The organism is Martinezella rhizogenes (genome assembly GCF_000799715.1).
Taxonomy (GTDB): Bacteria; Pseudomonadota; Alphaproteobacteria; order Rhizobiales; family Rhizobiaceae; genus Rhizobium; species Rhizobium rhizogenes_C.
In genome coordinates, this window is record NZ_JUHG01000017.1 from 213868 (window position 1) to 234981 (window position 21114).

General features: G+C 60.9%; 18 protein-coding genes. 3 read left to right on the plus strand and 15 right to left on the minus strand.

The features are described 5' to 3' along the window. The first annotated feature begins 20 nt into the window (after nt 1-20). Together rhaI and EX00_RS25380 are read left to right on the plus strand one after the other, a co-directional pair. Nucleotides 21-1313: an L-rhamnose catabolism isomerase gene (gene rhaI / locus EX00_RS25375; protein WP_047464173.1), complete on the plus strand. Its 1293-nt coding sequence runs from the start codon at nt 21-23 to the stop codon at nt 1311-1313. 114 nt (nt 1314-1427) lie between these two features. Continuing rightward, nucleotides 1428-1889 carry an NUDIX hydrolase gene (locus tag EX00_RS25380; protein WP_047464174.1) on the plus strand — a complete coding sequence of 154 codons (462 nt, stop codon included), beginning with the start codon at nt 1428-1430 and terminating at the stop codon, nt 1887-1889. Nucleotides 1890-1965: 76 nt separating this feature from the next. Here the strand turns inward: EX00_RS25380 and EX00_RS25385 are convergent, their stop codons facing one another. The 3 genes from EX00_RS25385 to EX00_RS25395 all read right to left on the minus strand — a co-directional run bounded on the left by EX00_RS25385 (nt 1966) and on the right by EX00_RS25395 (nt 6227). Beyond that, nucleotides 1966-2709 carry a Crp/Fnr family transcriptional regulator gene (locus EX00_RS25385; protein WP_309546373.1) on the minus strand — a complete coding sequence of 248 codons (744 nt, stop codon included), beginning with the start codon at nt 2707-2709 and terminating at the stop codon, nt 1966-1968. 665 nt (nt 2710-3374) lie between these two features. Continuing rightward, entirely contained in the window at nt 3375-4964 is a 1590-nt protein-coding gene (ggt, locus tag EX00_RS25390) for a gamma-glutamyltransferase (RefSeq protein ID WP_047464177.1), read from the minus strand. A gap of 63 nt (nt 4965-5027) precedes the next feature. Next, nucleotides 5028-6227, minus strand: a complete 1200-nt coding sequence (locus EX00_RS25395) for an ROK family transcriptional regulator (RefSeq protein WP_047464179.1) — start codon at nt 6225-6227, stop codon at nt 5028-5030. Between the two features lie 326 nt (nt 6228-6553). Between EX00_RS25395 and EX00_RS25400 the strand changes: the two genes are divergently transcribed. Further along, nucleotides 6554-7345, plus strand: a complete 792-nt coding sequence (locus EX00_RS25400; RefSeq protein ID WP_047464181.1) for an HpcH/HpaI aldolase family protein — start codon at nt 6554-6556, stop codon at nt 7343-7345. A gap of 73 nt (nt 7346-7418) precedes the next feature. Here the strand turns inward: EX00_RS25400 and EX00_RS31805 are convergent, their stop codons facing one another. The 12 genes from EX00_RS31805 to EX00_RS25460 form a co-directional block, all read right to left on the minus strand. After that, the gene (locus EX00_RS31805) at nt 7419-7565 is read right to left on the minus strand and encodes a hypothetical protein (protein ID WP_047464184.1); all 147 of its coding nucleotides are present in this window, start codon (nt 7563-7565) and stop codon (nt 7419-7421) included. 197 nt (nt 7566-7762) lie between these two features. Beyond that, complete coding sequence (locus EX00_RS25410) at nt 7763-8824, minus strand: class I SAM-dependent methyltransferase (protein ID WP_047464520.1); 1062 nt, start codon at nt 8822-8824, stop codon at nt 7763-7765. 179 nt (nt 8825-9003) lie between these two features. After that, the gene (locus EX00_RS25415; RefSeq protein ID WP_047464186.1) at nt 9004-9555 is read right to left on the minus strand and encodes a glutathione peroxidase; all 552 of its coding nucleotides are present in this window, start codon (nt 9553-9555) and stop codon (nt 9004-9006) included. A gap of 78 nt (nt 9556-9633) precedes the next feature. Then, nucleotides 9634-11484 carry an ABC transporter ATP-binding protein gene (locus tag EX00_RS25420; protein ID WP_047464188.1) on the minus strand — a complete coding sequence of 617 codons (1851 nt, stop codon included), beginning with the start codon at nt 11482-11484 and terminating at the stop codon, nt 9634-9636. A gap of 48 nt (nt 11485-11532) precedes the next feature. After that, entirely contained in the window at nt 11533-12291 is a 759-nt protein-coding gene (locus EX00_RS25425) for a DUF1028 domain-containing protein (protein WP_047464190.1), read from the minus strand. 3 nt (nt 12292-12294) lie between these two features. Next, the gene (locus tag EX00_RS25430; RefSeq protein WP_047464192.1) at nt 12295-14082 is read right to left on the minus strand and encodes a gamma-glutamyltransferase family protein; all 1788 of its coding nucleotides are present in this window, start codon (nt 14080-14082) and stop codon (nt 12295-12297) included. Nucleotides 14083-14104: 22 nt separating this feature from the next. After that, on the minus strand, nt 14105-14983 hold the full coding sequence (locus tag EX00_RS25435) for an ABC transporter permease (RefSeq protein ID WP_047464195.1): 879 nt from the start codon (nt 14981-14983) through the stop codon (nt 14105-14107). After that, nucleotides 14980-15927 carry an ABC transporter permease gene (locus EX00_RS25440; RefSeq protein WP_047464196.1) on the minus strand — a complete coding sequence of 316 codons (948 nt, stop codon included), beginning with the start codon at nt 15925-15927 and terminating at the stop codon, nt 14980-14982. Before EX00_RS25440 ends, EX00_RS25435 begins: the two co-directional genes overlap by 4 nt. 61 nt (nt 15928-15988) lie before the next feature. Then, on the minus strand, nt 15989-17497 hold the full coding sequence (locus EX00_RS25445; protein ID WP_047464198.1) for an ABC transporter substrate-binding protein: 1509 nt from the start codon (nt 17495-17497) through the stop codon (nt 15989-15991). Between the two features lie 90 nt (nt 17498-17587). After that, on the minus strand, nt 17588-18325 hold the full coding sequence (locus EX00_RS25450; RefSeq protein ID WP_047464199.1) for a FadR/GntR family transcriptional regulator: 738 nt from the start codon (nt 18323-18325) through the stop codon (nt 17588-17590). Between the two features lie 129 nt (nt 18326-18454). Beyond that, the gene (locus EX00_RS25455; RefSeq protein WP_047464200.1) at nt 18455-19897 is read right to left on the minus strand and encodes a M81 family metallopeptidase; all 1443 of its coding nucleotides are present in this window, start codon (nt 19895-19897) and stop codon (nt 18455-18457) included. Nucleotides 19898-19906: 9 nt separating this feature from the next. Then, the gene (locus EX00_RS25460; RefSeq protein ID WP_047464202.1) at nt 19907-21040 is read right to left on the minus strand and encodes an ROK family transcriptional regulator; all 1134 of its coding nucleotides are present in this window, start codon (nt 21038-21040) and stop codon (nt 19907-19909) included. Nucleotides 21041-21114 lie beyond the last annotated feature (74 nt).

Below are 21114 nucleotides of genomic sequence, written 5' to 3' on the forward strand. Positions count from 1 at the left end.
TCGCTTTTTGGGAGGAAAGAATGACTGATTTTAGAATTGCGCCGGATCTGGTCGCTGCTGAAAATGACAAGCGCGCCGCCGCGTTGACATCCGATTACGAGGCATTGGGCACGACACTTGCCCGTCGCGGTGTCGATATCGAGACCGTCACGAAGAGGGTCTCCGAATTTTTCGTTGCCATTCCCTCCTGGGGCGTCGGCACGGGTGGCACGCGTTTCGCTCGCTTCCCCGGTACGGGCGAACCGCGCGGCATTTTCGACAAGCTCGACGATTGCGCCGTCATCAACCAGTTGACGCGGGCAACGCCGACCGTTTCTCTGCATATCCCCTGGGACAAGGCGGATGCCAGGGAACTGAGGGCAAAGGGCGATGCGCTCGGCCTCGGCTTCGACGCCATGAACTCCAATACTTTCTCCGATGCCCCCGGCCAGGCGCATTCCTACAAATACGGCTCGCTCAGCCATGTCGACGCGGCAACCCGCGCCCAGGCGGTGGAGCACAATCTCGAATGCATCGAGATCGGCAAGGCTATCGGTTCGAAGGCGCTGACCGTCTGGGTCGGCGACGGCTCGAATTTCCCCGGCCAGAGCAATTTCACCAGGGCGTTCGAGCGCTACCTCACCGCCATGGCGGACATTTACAAGGCGCTGCCGGACGACTGGCGGCTGTTTTCCGAACACAAGATGTATGAGCCGGCCTTCTATTCCAGCGTCGTGCAGGACTGGGGCACCAACTACCTGATCGCGCAGACGCTCGGCCCGAAAGCCCAGTGCCTCGTTGATCTCGGTCATCACGCGCCGAATACGAATATCGAGATGATCGTCGCCCGCCTCATCCAGTTCGGCAAGCTCGGCGGCTTCCACTTCAACGATTCCAAATATGGCGACGACGATCTCGACGCCGGTGCGATCGAGCCCTACCGCTTGTTCCTCGTCTTCAACGAATTGATCGACGCGGAGCAACGCGGCGTCAACGACTTCAATCCGGCGCATATGATCGACCAGTCACACAACGTCACCGATCCGATCGAAAGCCTGATTTCCAGCGCCAACGAAATCCGCCGTGCCTACGCCCAGGCGCTGATCGTCGACCGCAAGGCGCTGGCGGGATATCAGGATACCAACGACGCGCTGATGGCGTCCGAAACGCTGAAGCGCGCCTATCGCGCCGATGTCGAGCCGATCCTCGCCGAAGCCCGCCGCCGCACCGGCGGCGCCATCGATCCGGTCGCGGCTTATCGCGCGAGTGGTTATCGGAAGAAAGTTGCGAACGAGCGTCCGGCTTCCGTTGGCGGGAGCGGCGGGATTATCTGAGAGATCTCGTCAGCTGGTTGATCGCGGGTCCGCCCAATTTGCAGCAAGGTGATCACTCAAGGGCATTCTGCTATCGTCTGGCTGACATTTCTCATTTGAAGGACGAGATTGCTGATGGCTGAAATCCCGATCCGGTGTTTTGCTGTCTCCGTGGTGCTTTTACGCCGCGTTGGAGATGAAGCAGAGGTGTTGCTGCTTCGCAGAAATCACACCCTGGTGGGAGAATGGTGTCAGGTTGTCGGGGGCATTGAAGAGGGCGAGAAGGCCTGGGAGGCTGCACTTCGCGAAGTGTGGGAAGAGACCGGCATAAAATGCAGTCGCCTCTACTCGGCCGACATCTGCGAGCAGTTTTACGAATCCGACCGCGATGCCATCAGCATGCTGCCCGTCTTTATTGGTTTCGTGGAAGCCAACTCAGCCGTCACGATAAATCATGAGCATAGCGAATTTCGCTGGGTTTCCTTCGAAGCTGCGTTCGGCATGGTTCCGTTCGCCGGCCAACGCCATGTTCTGAGACACGTACAGGCCGAGTTCGTAGAACGAGAACCAGTCCGGTATCTTCTAATAGAAGCGTAGCTAGAGAGCAACGAGGCTTCCGCCGTAGGTGGTGGGGTTGCAGACAGGTCAAACGCCGGGGAGATTTTCGCCCGATTCAAACGGTCTGGCTGATCAGCCTTCGGTATTCACGTTCCGGCACACCATAGGAGCTTCCTGCAAGGGCCTCCAGGCCGACGCGATCTCTAATCGTGACGAAGCCTCGTTGGGAGAGGACAAGGTGCTTTCCCTCAAGAACGTGCAGGGTCGTCGTGACGCTTTGCCGACGGACGGCAAGCATGACGGCAAGAAAGTCATGGGTAAGGTCGATCTTGTCTCCGTCGGTGCGATCGTGGCACATCAAAAGCCAACGCGCCAAGCGTTGCTCGATCTGGTCTGCCGCGTTCGAAAAGGCGGTATAGGCCGTTTGAATTGATGCAGCCTGGACGTATCTCAAAAACAGATTGCGCATCTCAAGCCGATCACTAGCCGCCGCCATGATGTGGGCGTTCTGGATGCGGTATCCTGCGCCGGCAACCTGCATGAATATCGAGAAGGGTGCTGAGTCGGCCCCTTGAAGGGCAACGGTGGGGGAAAACCCCTCGCGACCGAAGATGCCTATCTCGGCGCTCTTGCCGTCGGGCGCGCGTACAACGACCGATCCGATCCCTGTTTCGAGAAAATAAATATAGTCGCTGATCCTATCAGGCGTTGTGATCATGAAGCGTTTTGGAAGATCAATGCTCTCCAGATGACGCGCAATATGATCGAAATCCTGATCGGAAAGGCACCTTAAAAGCGTATTGCGAATGTCTGATTTTTTAGGTGGGGACATGCTCTCTCCTCGTAAGGGCAAGAGCAATCGGGTCTCCCAGTCGGCCGCGCCATCAAAGTCTGCAGCCGATCAATAATCCTAGTCTCTGATAGTGTTCGATTTATGTTTATCGAAAAAAATGCGCAAGCTGGCGTGGAGTCTCCGCACGATATCGGACATAAAAAATGTCTCGAGACAAGGGCCGCCGCTAGTGTGAAATTCTCGGACGACGTTTGAGCTCGCTTGGTCTAAGCGTCTCGCGAGATTGCAGTCATAAATCGCCATATGCCAGAAAGCAAAGTAACTTAGATGAAAAACCTGCGGTTTCTTGCTGGCATCCTGTAGTAAAAATTTTTGCCGGCGATCGTGTTATGTAGCTTTATGCGCCGAATTCAATTTAATTCAGCCGAATATATGTACTTTTGTCCGGTATAGGACCAAAGTGATTTGAGCCTTTTGGGGGAGGCTCGGAATTATCTCCTTCGTCACCGCAATGGCGAAGGAGATAATTCTACTATGGAGAAGCGATTCGTGCGCTGCTCGACCCCGTACTGTGGGCTCAGTGCGGCGCTATCAGGCAATGAGAGCAACCCGCACTGGGCAAGTCAAAATATCTGAAGTTGGTTTGTGCGGGGCGACAGCCGCGTTCGTGATGCACGTCGTCGATCAGGCGCAAGCTCAACACGAAATTACCGTGATATCCTCCGTCAAACTCAATACCCAAGCGCCACGCCATCCTTGCGATGATCCGAGGCGCCGAGGAGGACGCCGCGTTCGTGATCGATCATGATCGCCTGCGCGCCGCCGATCGGTTCGTCCGCCCATTCGGCGATATGGCCGCGTCGTTCGAGATCCCGCCTGGTTTCTTCCGAAATCGTCGGTTCCAGTGACAGCTTGCCGCCGAAGCAGAAGCTGCGTGGCTGGTCGCTTGCTTGTTGCGGATCGAGATCGCGGTCGAGGATCTGCGTCAGCATGTGGGCATGGCCGGCCGCCTGATATTGCCCGCCCATGACGCCGAAGCTCATACGCACCTTGCCATTCTCCATCAGCATCGCCGGGATGATGGTGTGGAAGGGCAGCTTGCCGGGGCCGATGGCGTTTGGATGACCTTGCTTGACGACGAAGCCCGCGCCGCGGTTCTGCAGCAGCACGCCGGAGCGTGGCGCAAAGATGCCGCTGCCGAAAGGCATGAAGACCGAGTTGATCAGCGAAATCGCATTGCCGTCGCGATCGACGACGGAAACATAAACCGTGTCCCTGTGCGTCGGGCCATCCCACACGGAGGCATCGGCGGCGCGTTCAAGGCTGATCTTCGCACGCATGGCGGCAATCGAGCGGTCCGACAGTAGTTCATCGATATCGAAGGTCAGATAGTCCGGATCGCTGATCAACTGGTCGCGCATGGCGTAACCGGCCTTGGTGGCTTCGGCGTGCAGATGAATACGATCGGCCTCCGAGAGCTTGGGGTCGCGCAGATCAAAGCCGTCGAGGATGCGGGTGATCAACAGCGCCGCAAGGCCCTGGCCGTTCGGTGGGCATTCTACGAGATCGCTGCCGCGGAACTTGCCGGAAATCGGCGTGGTCTCGAATGCCTTATAGTCGGCGAAATCGCTTTCTTCATGCAAGCCGCCGAGCGATTGCAGAACCTGGGTGATCTCCTCGGCCACCTTACCGCGATAGAAGGCGTCGCGACCGTCCCTGGCGACGGCTTTCAGCGTGGCGGCGAGCGCCGGGTTGGTCATGCGTTCGCCGGTCCGTGGCGCGCGGCCATGCGGCAGGAAATAGGCGGCCGAAGCCGCGTGTTTCGCAACGCGGTCGCTGTAGCGGTGCCAGTCGAGCTCGACGCGCGGCGTGATGCAATAGCCCTCTTCGGCCGCCGCGATCGCCGGTGCGAGTACGCGACCCATGTCGAAACGCCCATAAGTGCCAACTAGCCGGCACCAGGCATCGATGGCGCCGGGGATCGTAACCGCGTGCGGGCTATCGTCGGGAATGGCGGTGAAGCCCTTTTCGAGGAAATAGTCGAGCTTTGCCTTTTGCGGCGCGCGACCGGATCCGTTGAGTGCCACCGGCACACCACCGGCGGCACTATAGAGAGCGAAGCAGTCGCCGCCGATGCCGGTCATATGCGGGTCGATGACGGATTGCAGCGCAACCGCGGCAACTGCCGCATCCACAGCGCTGCCGCCCGCGCGAAGGATGTCGACGGCGGCAAGGGTTGCCAGAGGATGCGAGGTCGCAGCCATGCCTCTGTCGGAAACGGCGACCGAACGGCCCGGCTTGAAAAAATCCCGCTGCTGCATCTCTCTCAATGTCCTCTATCTGTCCTATTCGCTTCCGCGAGCGCGCGGCCGCTATATGCCGTTTTACGATGTTTTTTCCGTCATGGAAGCCTTGCCGTGCTCTCCGCGTCCCGGAATTTCGAACAGTGTTGCGCGGAACCGGTCAAGTGCTGCGGCGATGGCGCCGATCAGGCCGGCCTTACTGCCAAGCGGGCTAATGGTGCAGGTCAACGGCACCGGCACGCAGCGCGAAAGATAGAAGATGATCCGCTCGACCAGCTCGAGCCTGGCTCCGACGCTACCGCCGAAAATCACCCTTTCCGGATCGACAATGGCGGCGATGGCGACGAGCGATGTGGCGACGAGACGCGCCACTTCGTCGATCACGATCGCGGCGACCGGGTCATCCTTGCGCTCGAACATGTCGCGCACGCTGAGGCCGGGCGTGCCACCGAGTGCTTCATAACGACCACGGATGGCGATGCTGCCGATCGACGATTCCAGCGCGCCGGCCGCAAAACTGCGGGAATCGAAGGGATCGGCGCCGATCGGCAGCGTGGAGATCTCGCCGGCTGCTCCGCGCGCACCGCGGATGAGGCGGCCTTCGTTGACGATCCCCATGCCGATACCGGTGCCGAGTGCCACGAAGACGAAATTATCGATGCTGCGGCCATCGCCACGCCATTGTTCGCCAAGTGCGCCCAGGTTGACGTCGTTGTCGATGAGGATGTCGTGCCCCAGCCTGTCGCGGAGACTATCCTCAAGGGTCAGCTCGGTCAGGCCGGGAATATTCGGTACCATCGCCAGTCGCCGAGTTTTCGGGTGGATGGCGCCAGGGATGCCGATCGCGCCCATTGCCACGGATTTCGCGGCAATGCCGGATTTTTGCAGCAGTGCTTCATGCATGCGGGCGATCTGCTCGATGACATGTTCGCCGCCACGCGCATCCGTGCTCTCGATGGCCTCTTCGATGATATCGCCTGTAAGGCCGGCCAGCGCCGCGTGGATCTTGGTGCCGCCGACATCGGCGCCGAAGACGAGGGCCTTGCGCGGCTCCAGCTCATAGGTCACCGCACTTCGCCCGACTGCGCCTTGGGTACGGCCAGTGACACGGAGCCAGCCCTCTGCTTCCAGATCACGCACGATCTCGGACATGCTTTGCTTCGAGAGCCCGGTCAGCCGCGCCAGTTCGGCGCGGGATACGGGGGCGGTTTCGAAGATGGCGCGCAATACCGCGCGCGATGTGATCTGCCGGGTATGGGGAATAGAGGTCGATATATCCATTGTCGCCAATTCGTCAATTTTTCGAACAAATTACGGCGATTGAATAAGCCGTCAAGGTCTTTCTTCGCGATTTCTGGCGAAATTTTCTCAAGCGTCGCCTTCGTGCAATATTTTTGGTGAGTTTTCTTTACGAATTTGATGGCTCGGTGCTGTCTACAGTTTTGACACGTCGTGCGGCATGCGGCGTCGGTTGTATTTTCGGGGTAGCCGAGGCGCTGGAATTGAGTATTGTCGATTGGGATGAGGGCCTTGCTTGTGCTGTCGAAGAAGGTCCTGGAGGGGCATCTCGCTCGTAGCGGGCTTGGCAATTATTGAGGAAAATCACCATGACGATTGATATTGACGGTTTCGCCGGACGTCTGAAACGCCGGGAAAATGGCGGTATGATTTCTGCTTGGATCGGCACACCAGACCCATTGCTTGTCAATCACCTGTCGCAGGAGGATTTCGACGCGGTCGTGCTCGATATGCAGCATGGCATGTGGGACATGGCGTCGGCTGCCAATGGTATCGCCCAGGTGCGGCTCGCCGGCAAACCGGCGATCGGGCGCATCCCCGTCGGTGATTTCGCCTCGGCCTCGCGACTTCTGGATGCCGGCGCTTCCGGCATCATCGCGCCGATGATCAATTCCGCCGATGACGCCCGCGCCCTGGTCAAGGCGACGAAATATCCGCCGCTCGGCGAGCGCAGTTGGGGACCGTCGCTCGCCCTCAACCATTTTGGCATTTCACCTGATGATTATCTGCAGCGTGGCAACAGCCTGACCGTCACCATCGCCATGGTGGAGACGCGCATGGCACTTGACGCCATCGACGAGATTCTCACTGTCGATGGTATCGACGGCATTTTCGTCGGGCCGGCTGATCTCTCCATCGCGCTATCAAACGGCGCGCGGCTCGCCCCCGACAGTGCCGCGATCGATCAGGCGATGGGGCATGCGCTCGCGCGCTGCCGCGCCCATGGCAAGCTGATCTGCGCCTTCGGCGGTGATGGCGAACGCGCCGGACAATATTTGAAGCTCGGTCTCGACCTGGTCATCGCCGGCGCCGAAACGGCGCAGCTGCGCACCGGCGCCCGCACCGCCATTGCAGCCGCGCGTAAACTCGCGGCCTCCTGATGGATTGCCGGGACCGGGGCTGCGGATTATCACCGCCGGTCCTGGCTTTGAGGCGCTTAAAGGGCGGATCGTCTCAGTTCAGCACTTTGACGAAGCATGGCTCCATATAGGAGCCGCAATTGTCGCCGCGTGCCTTTGCCGGGGTGATGGTGTTTTGAGCGGCGATAACGACCAACGCCACCGCGATGACCGTCAAAATGGTTTTCGTGTATTTGTCCATAATATTCCCCGGTAGATAGGTGCGGTAAATGCACTTTAAAGTTGATTTTATGTAAGTCAATACCCGCGAGCGCATATGGCTGCCTCAACGTTGCGGAAGATCATTGATCTCGCCCCGTGCCCTACACAACGTAAGAGTTGTGCTTGGTCTCGTTCAATAGCCTGCGTCTCGCGCGGTCGACCACGCGAGACGCAAGTTCATGCCCTGACTTCGAAGACCATGTTGAACGGCGTTTCGGTCGCCTTGCGGAAATGCGAATATCCTGCATCCATGGCGACCTTGCGCAGTTTCAGCTCGCCAGCCTGTGCGCCCAAACCAAGCCCGACTTCCTGTGACAGCGAGGCCGGCGTGCAGATCATCGTCGATGCACCGTAAAAGACTCGGCCGACCGGATTGAGGTTGTCCTTCAGGCAATCATGCGCAAAGGGTTCGACGATCATCCAGGTGCCGTCGTCGGCAAGGCTTTCCTTGACATGTTTGCCGGCCCCGACGGGATCGCCCATATCGTGCAGGCAATCGAACATCGCCACAAGATCGTAGCCGGCGGCCGGGAAGTCCTTTGCTGTCGCCTGCTCGAAGGTGATCCGTCCGTCGACGCCCGCCTCCTTGGCCGCCGCTTTCGCTCGCTCGATGGAGGGAAGGTGATAGTCGAAGCCGAAGAATGTCGAGTTCGGATAGGCTTGCGCCATCAGGATGGTCGAGGCGCCATGGCCACAGCCGACATCGGCGACGGCAGCGCCAGCTTCGAGCTTTTCTTGCATACCACTCAGTGCCGGTATCCATTCCGAGACGAGATGGCTGTTATAACCCGGCCGGAAGAAACGCTCCGTGCCGCGAAACAGGCAGGCGCTGTGCTCATGCCAACCAAGACCGCTGCCGGTCTTGAAAGCATTGGCGATTTTTGGTTCGTCGAGCCACATGGATTGAACGACATCGAAAGCGCCGGTGAAGAAGGCGGGACTGTTTTCCTCCGCAAATACCATCGCCTGTTCGGGTGTCAGGTAGAAGCGTTCGGTCTTGTCGTCGTAGCTGACGTAATCGGCCGCCGCTTGTGCCGACAGCCATTCGCGCAGGTAGCGCTCCCTAACGCCGGTCTTGTCGGCCAATTCCGCCGAGGTCATCGGCGTTCCATCCGCCATGGCCTTGAACAGGCCCAAATGGTCTCCAAGGGTCACCAGTACACCGGAGACCGCCGCGCCAAGATCGCCGACCAAGCGCCCGACCAAAGCATCGAGTTTTTGTACATCAGGTTCACGCACGACATCCTCCTCCCAGAATTGATGCAGCGTTCTGTCCGAATATTCGGACCCCTGAGGATACTCCTGGCCGAGAGGGTAAGCAATGACGTGGCGGAGCGACGCGCTCTTCGCGCCGCCGATCAAGGCGAGGCGTAAGCGATTGAATCAATAGCCATATCTATCAATGACGATGCGATTTGTCAGTCGGCGCGAGCCAACTCTTTTTCCAGAATGGAGAGCAGGCGAGGATCGTCCGCCGTGACGTCAGGCGCGAAGCGGGCGACAACCTTGCCGTCGCGGCCGATCAGGAATTTTTCGAAGTTCCAGACGACGCCGCCATCCTGCCCGGTCTCAAGGCCGTGCTTTGCGAGGCGCTCGCGCATCGGGCCATCGCCGGTGATCTCGACGCCGGAGCCGATCAGGCTGTTGTAGAGCGGATGCCGCTCTGCGCCCGTCACCACGATCTTGGAAAACATCGGGAACTGCACGTCATAGGTCAGGGTGCAGAAGCTCAGGATATCCTCATCAGTGCCCGGCTCTTGGCCCTTGAAGTCGTTGGCCGGGAAACCGGCGATGACAAGGCCGTCACCCCGCTTGTCCTCGTAGAGCTTTTCCAGTCCCTCATACTGCACCGTCAGCCCGCATTTGGAGGCGACGTTGACGACCATGATGACTTTGCCGCTGTAGTCGGCGAGCGTCGTCTCGCTGCCGTCGATCCTCTTTACCGGAATATCGAGTACGCTGTCGGTCATCGCAATCACTCCAAATCATCTTGAAACAGGGGCGGATATCATCCCCTGCTTCCGATGAAGTCAAGGTCAAGATCCGGCTTAAGCGGCCTCGTCCATCCGGACGAGGTGACCATGTGTGACCTCGCGATACCGACGCATCGGCGTGATGTAGCCGACCGGCCGCACCGGGCTTTTCAACTCCTCGACGGCAAGGTTGCGCTTGATGCCGCGCCGGGCCGGATCGGGCACGGGGACGGCCGCCATCAGCTTCTTCGTATAGGAATGCTGCGGGTTTTCGAATACCGAGGCGCGGGGACCTATCTCGACGATCTCTCCAAGATACATCACCGCGACACGATGGCTGACGCGTTCCACCACCGCCATGTCGTGCGAGATGAAGAGATAAGCAAGGTTCAGGCTCTGCTGCAGGTCCATCAGGAGGTTGCAGACCTGCGCCTTGATCGAAACGTCGAGAGCCGAGACGCTTTCGTCGGCGACGATGACCTTCGGGTCGAGCGCGAGCGCGCGGGCAATGCAGATGCGCTGGCGCTGTCCGCCCGAAAACTCATGCGGGTAACGCGACATCATATCCGCCTTCAGCCCGACGCGTTCCAGAAGGTCGGCCGCCTTCTCGCGCCCCTGGGCGCGGGTGCCGAGACGATGTTCGATGAAGGGTTCGGCAACGGCAGAGCCGATCGTCATGCGCGGATTGAGGCTGGCGAAGGGGTCCTGGAAGATCATCTGGATGCTGCGGCGCATGCGGCGCAGATCAAGCGCATCGAGCTTCATCACGTCATAGCCGTCGAGGCGGACTTCGCCGGCGTTGGGATTGATGAGGCGCATGATCGAGCGGCCGGTCGTCGATTTGCCGCAGCCGGATTCGCCGACCAGCGACAGGGTCTCGCCCTGGGCGAGATCGAAGGAAACGTTCTCGACGGCATGGATGGCGCCGGTGATGCGGCCCAGCAGCCCGCCATGAAGATTGAAACGGGTCACAAGGTTTTTCACCTCGAGGATCGGCGTCTTGCGATGATCGACAGTGTCGGCAAGGGCGACCGGTTCGCTGCGCTCGCCGGTTTTGATGTCGACGATCGGGAAGCGCAACGGCCAGGCCTGATCCTTCATCGAGCCGAGGCGCGGTACGGCCGAAAGCAAAGCGCGGGTATAGGGATGCTGGCCGCGATGGAAGATATCGTCGGTGTTGCCGGCCTCCACCGCTTCACCACGATACATGACGATGGTGCGGTCGGAAATCTCGGCGACGACGCCCATGTCGTGGGTGATGAAGAGGACGGACATGCCTTCCTCCTCCTGCAGCACCTTGATGAGATCGAGGATCTGTCCCTGGATCGTCACGTCGAGCGCCGTCGTCGGCTCGTCGGCAATCAGCAGTTTTGGACGCGAGGCCAGCGCCATGGCAATCATGACGCGCTGGCGCATGCCGCCGGAAAACTGATGCGGATATTCGTCGAAGCGCGAGGCGGCATTCGGGATGCGCACTTTTTCGAGCAGGCGGATCGTCTCGGCCTTGGCCTCCGCCTTGGAGATGTCGCCGTGGCAGGTGAGCGCCTCGGAGATCTGCCGGCCGATGGTGAAGATCGGATTGAGGCTGGTCATCGGCTCCTGGAAGATCATGGCGATATCCTTACCACGCACCTTGCGCATCTCATTGTCCGGCAGCGACAGGATCTCCCGGCCATTGAGCTTGACCGAGCCCTCGATGCGGCTGCTACCCTTGGCGAGCAGGCGCATGATCGACAGCGAGGTGACACTCTTGCCGGAGCCGGATTCACCGACGATCGCCACCGTCTCGCCCGGCATGACATCGAAGGAGATGTTCTTCACCACCGGCCGCCATTCGCCATCCGCCAGGAAGGACGTCGTCAGGTTGGAGACGGAGAGGACGGGTTTTACATCGGGATTCGTCGGCTGTGCGGCTGTGGTCGTCATGAGTTCCCCTTTATGATTTTGCGCATCGTATCAGGCATCTGTTTCCGCTCAAGACAGTTTCGGTAATGTGGCGAAAGATGCGGACGGGCGTCCCTCGGCAATCCTTGCGGCTTCCAGCGCTGCGATCTTCTCGTCGATCTCGCGGCGATCGATCATGCCATCAGGGTTTTGCCGCGTCGCCATGGTCTCGGCGAAATAGAGATAACGCTCCTGCGCGACGGCATAGAGCCGTTCGAGCTCGGTCAGCGGATCGGCGCTGTCGTCGACGCGGATGTTCAGCCAGGCATAGTCCTGGTCGCGATGGATCACGAGTGCTGCCGATTGCTTGCCGCGCTTGTCGCCGCCCGCATCCTCGCCGGCGCGCATGGCTTCGAGCAACCGCTCGGCAAGCGGCTTGCCCTTGGTCTTCTTGAAGGTCGAAAGCGTCTCGGCGATCACCTGCGGCCCGGCCAGCATATTGCCGGCAACCGAGACATTCTCGTCTATCAGATGGCCGGCCCAGTCGATGCATTTGGCACCGGTGAAGGCGGCATTGTTGCCCTTGGCATCGATCAGGTGGAACTGGCGCTGCTCGCGGCCCTCGTCGCGGGCGGTCAACGTCGTGATGATCTCCTCCGGCGCATGGCCGGCGGCAAGCATCGCGACCCCGTCAATACCATAGAGCGGACTGACGAAGGCCTGTGTCGCGACCGCGCCGATGCCGCCGCGGATATGCGGCACAAGGCTACCGACCGCGAAGAAGCGGGTGGCGACGGCAATTGCGAGATGGCCGGTTTCAGGCTCGCGGGCAACGATCGACCAGGTCATTGGCTATCTCCCGATTGCGTAGGCTTGCATCAGACGCGGCGTGGCGGCTGCGCGCAAGAGGCCGTCGGTATCCCGCCGCGCTGCGGTCAGCCGTCCGACTGTCCATTCGGGCGCAACCGTCAGCTTGTGGCCCTTCCGGCGCAGAGTATCGAGCACCTCTGGGCTGAAATTCGCCTCGGCCGTGAGGCCGCCCGGCTCGCGCGTGCGGGGGTAGAAGGAGCTTGGGAAATGCGTGCTGTGGAACAGCGGCTTGTCGATCGCCTCCTGCAGGTTCAGGCCGTGATGGACATAGCGCAGGAAGAAGGCCAGCTGCCACTGCTCCTGCTGGTCGCCGCCGGGCGTGCCGAAGGCGAGCGTCGGGCGGCCTTCATGGAGCGCGAGCGACGGCGTCAGCGTCGTGCGCGGCCGCTTGCCAGGGGCGAGCGACGAGGGCAGGCCGGGCTTCAGCCAGAACATCTGCGCGCGTGAATTCAGGCAGAAGCCGAGGCCGGGAATGATCGGCGAGGATTGCAGCCAGCCGCCGGATGGCGTTACCGATACCATATTGCCTTCGCGGTCGATGACGTCGATATGCACGGTGTCACCGCGCTTTTCGGTCAGATGCGACATGGTCGGCTCATAGACCGCGCCGGCTGTGGCTTCCGGCGCCTCCAGCATGGACATGGTAAGATCGTACTGGCTTTCGAAGCCGGCGATCTTGCCCGGGCGCAGGTCGAAGGAAGCTTCAGAAGAGATCAGCTTGCGGCGCTCAGTGGCATAGGCATCCGATAGCAGGACATCGAGCGGCACTTCGGAGAAATTCGGATCGCCATAATAGACTTCTCGGTCGGCGAAGGCGAGTTTCATGGCCTCGGTGACGGTATGGACGTAATCCGCGCCAGCCGGGTCCATGGCGGCGATATCGAAGCCTTTCAGCAGCGACAGTGTCTGCAGGAAGGCCGGTCCCTGGCCCCAGGGGCCGATCTTGGCAACGGTCCAGCCGTGATAATCGTAGGTCAGCGGCTCCTCGATCGTCGCCGACCAGTTGGCCATGTCATCGGCGGTCAGCACGCCCTTGTGCTTGCTGCCGCTGGCATCCATCACTTCGGCCTTGCGGACGTAGGTGTCGATCGCCTCGGCGACGAAGCCGCGATAATAGGCGTCGCGCGCCGCTTCGATTTGTGCCTCGCGGCCACTTTTTGCCTCCGCTTCCGAGACCACCCGCTTCCAGGTTTCGGCCAGCACTGGGTTCCTGAAGTTCGACCAGGGTTCCGGAGCCGAGCCGCCGGGCAGCCAGGTCTCGTGTGAGGTTGGCCATTCCTTGCGATAGAAGTCGGCAAGGCCGGCGATGGTTGCAGCGACACGCGGCAGGACGGGATGGCCGTGCTCGGCATAATGGATCGCCGGCTCGAGAACATCGCGGACGGTGAGCTTACCGTAATCGCGCAGCATCAGCATCCAGCCGTCGAAGGCGCCGGGGATGACGGTGGCGAGCAGGCCGTCGCCGGGGATCAGCGAAAGGCCCTCTTTCGTATAGTGCTCGATCGTCGCGCCGGCGGGGGCGGGGGCTTGGGCGCAGATGACCTCGACCTTGTCCTTCTTCTTCGAATAGATGATCGCCGGCATGTCGCCGCCGGGGCCGCAAAGATGCGGCTCGACGATCTGAAGCACAAAACCGGTCGCGACGGCGGCGTCGAAGGCGTTGCCGCCCTTTTCGAGGATGCTCATGCCGACGGCCGACGCGATCCAGTGTGTGGAGGTGACGACGCCGAAGGTGCCGAGGATTTCCGGGCGTGTCGTGAATGCGGTCATTGCGGATGTCCTTTCAGATGATTCATGCTTCGCGCGGATCGAGCGCATCGCGCAGGCCGTCGCCGAGGAGATTGAAACCGATGACGACGAGAAAGATCGCAGCGCCCGGCCACATGGCCATCCAGGGCGCCTGTTCCAGATAATTCTTCGCGACATTGAGCATCGAGCCCCAGCTCGGTGCGGGTGGTTGCTGGCCGAGACCGAGGAAGGAGAGGCTGGCCTCGGCGATGATGGCGGTCGCGATGGTGAGCGTTGCCTGCACCAGGATCGGAGCGAAGACGTTCGGCAGGATATAGCGGATGATGATGCTGAGATGGCGCAAGCCGATCGAGCGGGCACCTTCGATATACTCCTCCGTCTTCACCGCAAGCACTTGTCCACGCGTCAGGCGCACGAAGACCGGCGTTGCCGAAAATCCGATGGCGATCATCGCATTGGTGAGGCTTGGCCCGAGAAACGCGGCAAGAGCGATCGCGGTGATGAGGAAGGGCATCGCCAGGAAGGCCTCGGTGATGCGCGAGATGATCTGGTCGATCCAGCCGCCGTAGTAGCCGGAGATGAGGCCGAGGGGGACGCCGATTGCCACCGCGATGGCGACGGAAAAGATGCCGGCCATCAGGGACGCCCGCGCGCCCCAGATCATGCGTGAGAGAACGTCGCGGCCGATATCGTCGGTGCCGAACCAATGGGCCGCCGAGGGTGCCTTGCGGATCGCCGACCAGCTTGTGGCAACCGGATCCGGTATAGGCAGGATCGGTGCGAGGATGGCAGCCAGGGTAAAGAACAGGATGATGGATATGCCGACCAGCGCGCCCTTGTTGGCCTTGAATTTGCGCCAGGCGCGGTTCGGCGCGCGCTTGGCCGGGGCGGTGGTAACAGCCGTCTGCACGATCGCGTTCATAGGGCGGCCCTCAGACGCGGGTTGAGGAGGACATAGAGGATATCGGCGATCAGGTTCATGGCGATGAAGCCGAAGGCGGTGCAGAGCACGACGCCCTGGACGACGGCATAGTCGCGGTTGAAGACCGCATCAACGATGAGCTTGCCGAAGCCGGGAATGGTGAAGATCTGCTCGGTGAGCACCGCACCGGCCAAAAGCTCGCCGAAAAGTAGCGCGCTGACGGTGACGATGGGCAGGATGGCATTGCGGAAGGTGTGCTGCAACACGACGACGGCTTCCGACAGGCCCTTGGCGCGGGCGGTGCGGATATAATCGGCGCTAAGCACGCTCAGCATGGAAGAGCGGGTGTGACGCATCAATGTAGCGGCGAGCGCATTGCCGAGCACGAAGGAGGGCATCAGCATGGTCTGGATCGAGCGCCAGGGATCCTCGAAGAAAGGCTGGTAGCCGGAGGCCGGAAGCCAGTGCAGCTTCACCGAAACCAGCAGGATCAGCATGATGCCGAGCCAGAAATTCGGCACGGACAAGCCACAAAGGGCAACGATGTTGGCGAGGTAGTCGACAATGGTGTTCTTCTTCACCGCCGCCAATATGCCCATGGGAATGCCGATAACAAAAGCGAAGATCATCGACATCACGGCGAGCTGTATGGTGACCGGCAGCTTTTCGGCCACCAGCGTCAACACCGGCTGATTGGTGCGTAAAGACGTGCCGAGATCGCCCTTCAGCACACCTTGTAGCCAATAGCCGTATTGATAGATGACGGGATCGTTCAGCCGGTATTTCTCGCGCAGGAATTCGATAACCTGCGGGTCGCGCTCCTCGCCGGCCATGGCAAGGATCGGGTCGCCCGGCAGCAGCTTTTGCAGGGAAAAGACGAAGACGGAAATGATCAGCAGTGTCGGTATGGCGACCAGCAGCCTTTTTCCGATGTAGGTGTACATGAGCCGGATCCTGATCTCGGGAAGGGCCTGCGGGGCGTCTCTCCCGCAGGCCGCTGTCGAACTAGCTGCTCTTCTTCACGCCGACCAAGCGGATCATGCCGTCAGGCGAGGCTAGGAAGCCTGTGACCTTCTTATTGTAGGCCCAGATCCAGGCCTGATGGCCGAGATAGATGATCGGCAGGTCCTCGTTGAGGATCGCTTCGGCCGCATCATATTTCTGCTTGCGCACCGCATCGTCCTGCGACTGGCGGGCTTCCAGCAAGAGCTTGTCGACCTCCGGATTGCTGTATTTGGAATCGTTGAGGCCGGCGCCGGTCGTCACGAACTGCTGGATATTACCGTCCGGATCGGCACGACCGGACCAATCGGAACGGCTGAGCTGATAGTTGCCGGCCGTCTGCGCGTCGAGCAGCGTGGCGAATTCAGTCGACTTCAGCGACACGTCGAAGCCGGCCTCGGCCACCATGGACTGGATGATCTGCATCATCTGCATCGAGACCGGATTGTTGGCGACCGCAAGCTCGACCGGCACGCGATCGTAGCCCGCTTCCTTGATCAGCGCCTTCGCCTTGTCGACGTCGCGGGTCGGAACCGGAATGTCCTTGTCGTACCAGGGGCTGTTTGGCGAGAAGGGCTGGTTGCCGGCAAGGCCGGTGCCGTCATAGACGATCTGCATGGTGGCATCGCGGTCGATCGCCAGCGAGAAAGCCTGGCGCAGGCGCTTGTCCTTGCCGAGCGGATTATCGGCGCGCGGACCATTGCCGACATTGGCGTAGACCCCCAGCCAGCCGGTGCCGATAGCATCGGCATAGACGAGATTGCTGTCGCTCTTGACGGTGCCGGCATCGGAGGCGGCGAGCCGCTCGATCATATCGAGATCGCCCGAGCGCAGGTTTGCGAGGCGAACCGTGGTATCGGGGATCGGCAGGTAGGTCACCTTGTCGATGAAGATATTGTCCTTGTTCCAGTAATCTTGGAATTTCTCCAGCACGATGCGGTCCTGCTGCACGCGCTCGACGAACTTGAACGGACCGGAGCAGACGGGGTGATCGCCGAACTTGGCGCCCGCCGCCTTCGCCGCCGTCGGCGAAACCATCATGCCGGAACGGTCGGAGAGCTGGGCGAGCAGCGTGACGTCGGGTGCCTTCAGCGTGAATGTCACTTCGTATTCGCTGGATGCCTCGACCTTGGCGACGGAGGAAAGTTCGCTCTTGCGGCGCGATTCCGGCATGGTCTGGTAGCGCTGGATATTGTCGACCACGGCCTGCGCGTTGAACGGCGTTTCGTCCTGGAACTTCACACTCTGGCGCAGCTCCATCGTCAGCTGCTTACCGTCCGTGGACCATTTCCAGGACGTCGCAAGCTGCGGCACGAATTTGAGATCCGGCGTCACGTCGACCAGCTTGTCACACAGCGCGGTATAGACGATGCGGCCGACGAAGGTGCGCGACTGTGCCGGGTCCAGCACATCGGCATCGTCCTGAAGGCCGATCTTGAGTTCGACGGCAAAGGCCGGCAGCGCGATCAGCACACCGGCGGCCAGCGATGTCAGAAATTTGGCGATCTTCATCCTGTTCTCCTGTTTATATTTTTGTTTTCAATGCAGTTTTGGCCGGTTTCCCCTCCGGTCGGGCAGTCTCAGCGCAAGCTACGCCCATGGTCAGTCAAGCACCTCGGCCATTTCCTTCCGTTGCGGTTGGGCATCTAGCGAGGTGACGCGGATTAGGCTTTCCTGCAGCATTAGCAGATGCTGGCGCATGGCCTCGGCTGCTTTCATCGGATCGCGCGCCGCGATCGCGTCGATGATCGCCACATGTTGGGCGGAGGAGATCGGCCGCGTGTTGTTAGTACTGCGGGCCAATTCGCGAATGGTTTGCCATGCCTCGTCCTGGCGGACATGGTTGATGACGTCGAAGATCGTCAGGAAGAATTGGTTGCCGGCGCTCTGGGCGATCAGGCGATGCAGCGCGCCATCCCAAAGCTCGCGGCTATCGGCGTCGTCGCTGGCGGCGATCTTCTTCGTCAGCTCGTACATGCGCTCGATATCGTCGGGCTTGGCACGCATGGCGGCGAGCTGGGCGAGTTGCGGCTCGACGCGCAGGCGCACTTCCATGATCTCCATGAGATTGGTGCCGGCAATCATCGATCCGACGTGCTGGCTCCAGTCATCCGGGCGCTGGCCGGCATAGGTGCCGGATCCCTGACGACGCCAGATGCGGCCCTCGGTCTCCAACACTTCGAGCGCGCGGCGGATGGCGCGGCGGCTGACGCCGAACATGTCCGAAAGCGCCCGCTCGGTCGGCAGTTTTCCATCCGGCAGCAGACTGTCCGAGCCCAAAAGCCCCCGGAGCTTCTCCAGGGCATGAGTGGAATTTTCAGGAAGGCCGCTGGCTGCCATGAGGTTAAATGGTCCGAACCAATTTTCGATTGGTTCAATACAAATTCAACTCGGTCGCAGCGTCAAGCTCTTTTTTGTGCAAGTCTGCTCAATGCATAATGTTTGCGCAGCGGCCCGCCGCGTGGACTGCTAGCGGCCGAACGAGCGAGCCGAGAGTGACACCTCGGGTGTGAAGGCAAAATCCTTGTCGAAGGGATAGGTCGGCTTCTGCTTGCGCAGACGTGGCAGGCGCTCGACGAATTGGTCGACCACACCGGGCGAGAGCGCCATCAGGTTCGGATTGGCGATCGGGGCAAGGTCCGGCGAGAGATAGCCGGATTTCACGACGATGATTTTGGCCTGATGCGGATCGAGGCCAAGCCGGGTGAAATCGGCGATGTTGTGATAGGGGCGACGTTTTGCCGACACGACCAGATCGATACCACCGATGGAGACGACGGCTTGCCGGTCAGCGGGGTCGTCGGTTTGCAGCAGGAACTTGATGGTGAATGTGGCCGTCACCGGTTTGCTGCCCTTGGTGTCCAGTGAGGCGCCGACGGTCAGGTCAAGCTTGGCGCCGACGCCAGCGGCATAGCAGGCCTCCGTTGCGGCCTTGTCGGCGATCCCGGCGAAAACGACGCCGGTGGCGCCCTTGGCGATCAGTTCCGCTAGCACCTCGGCGCGGTCGCCGACACCGCCCCCGGTCGGATTGTCACCGGATTCGGCCAGCACCACCGGAGCAGTCGGGCTGGCGATCGCCTTGGCGACGCATTCCTCGATCGAGCCGGTCTCACAACCAAAGACGAAATCCTTGCGCACGTCCCAATAGGCCTGCGCCAGTCGCTTCGCTTCGCGTTCCAGCACGGCTCGATCCGTGCCGGTCATGATGGCGGCGGCGGTGGCGCGCGGTTCGTCGGCCCAGACATAACCGACCATCAGCGACGCATCCCAGACGCCGTCGATGGCATCAATGCCGGGCAGCAGGTCGTAGAGGCTCTTGGCCGGTTCATCGACCGTGCTGGTACGCTCGCCGGGCAGGACGACCGGGATCGGCGCCCAGAGCAGGATCGGCTTCACACCGGTTTTCAGGCTCTCGGTCAGCATCTTGACCGCACGGCGCATGGTTTCCTCGACATCGATATGCGGCGCGGTGCGATAGGTGGAGTACATGTCGAGCGCATCAATGATGCGCTGGGTGACGTTGCCGTGCAGGTCGTAGCTGGCAGACAGCAGGCAATCGTCGCCGACGACGGCGCGGGCCGCCGCGATCCAGTCTCCCTCGGCATCCTCCATGCCTTCGACATACACGGCTCCATGCATGGCAAGGTAAAGCCCGTCGAGCGGCAGTAGCGGCTTCAGCCGCTCAAGGAACTCCGCCTTGAAGGCCTCGTAGGTATGGCGGGCGACCGGGCCGCCGGCGATGGCTCGGGCGTGGATGGTCGGCAGAAATTCGGCGTCGTAGTCCTTCAAGAAGGCGAAGTAAGAGGCTGCTGTCAGCGCCTCGCCGCGTATGATGCGGAAATCCTTTTCTTCGGCCAGGACCGGATTGTACGTGCTGCATTCGGTATGAATGCCACCGACGGCGATACGCATGGGAAACCTCTAATTCGGGTTGGGACCAATCAGGAAATTATGGGCGGCGATGCTGGCGGCGCCCCGCGCCCAGATGTCGCCGTCGACGCGTTGAGTGCGGATCGGCGTCTGGCCGGCATAGCGCGGCAACACATTGGCTTCGATCGCCTGCCGCATGACGGTGCTGAACAGACCGTCGAAATTGCCTTCGACATGGGTAATCAGGACCATGCCGGGATCGTTGAACTGGATCAGGTGTGCGATCGCCAGGCCAAGCGCGCCGCCGGCCCGGTGCAGAATGCGGATAGCAGCGGCATTGCCAACTGATGCCTCTTCTTCCAGCGCGGTCAGTGACGTGCAGGCAAGGCCCTCGGCCTTCGACATCTCCTTGATCGCCTTCATCGAGGCGACCGTGTCGAGGCAGCCGCGTTTGCCGCAGCGGCAGGACGCGCCATCAAGCTCGATGGTGCAATGGGCGATTTCGCCGGCGCCGCCGTGATTGCCGCGATAGAGCTTGCCGCCGATGAAATGGGCGCAACCGATACCGTCGCCAAAAGAGACGACGCTGAAATTCAGGATGTCGCGAGCGCTGCCGAACAGTTTTTCGCTGACGGCCACCGCCTTGGCATCGTTCTCGATGAAGGTCTCGATGCCGGTCTTCTGCCGGATGATCCGGGCAAGCGGCACGTCCTGCCAGCCGAGCAGGGTGGATTGCACGCAATTGGCCTGCTTCTCGTCGACGAAACCGGAGAGCGCAACGCCGAGGCCGGATAATTTGTTGGCCGCATCCGGCTGCCTGGCCAGCAGCTTCGGCAAGGCATCCGCGATCAAGCCGGCGATGATCTCCGGATCACGCGACAGCGGCATAGTCTCGCGCGCAATGATCTTGCCGTTGAGGTCGCTTAGAACCATTGGGGCCGGATCCTCGAGCAGCGAGATACCAACGAAAAAGGCGCCTTCCGGATGCAGGTCGAGCAGGATCGATGGGCGGCCCTGGCCATAGACCGTCTCGGTCTCATGCAGAACGCCAAGGCTGATCAGATCGCGGGCGATGCCGCTCATCGCCGCCTTGCTGAGGCCCATCGACGTGGCGAGCACCGTCCGGCTGAGGGGGCCGGATTCACTGATGACGCGCAGAAGCTGCCGCTGCGAGGAGGTGAGCAATTCGATGTTCCGCTTAGCGTATTTGACCAGTATTTTAGCCTGACAGTAAGTTTAGAAAGTGAACAAAGCAATCA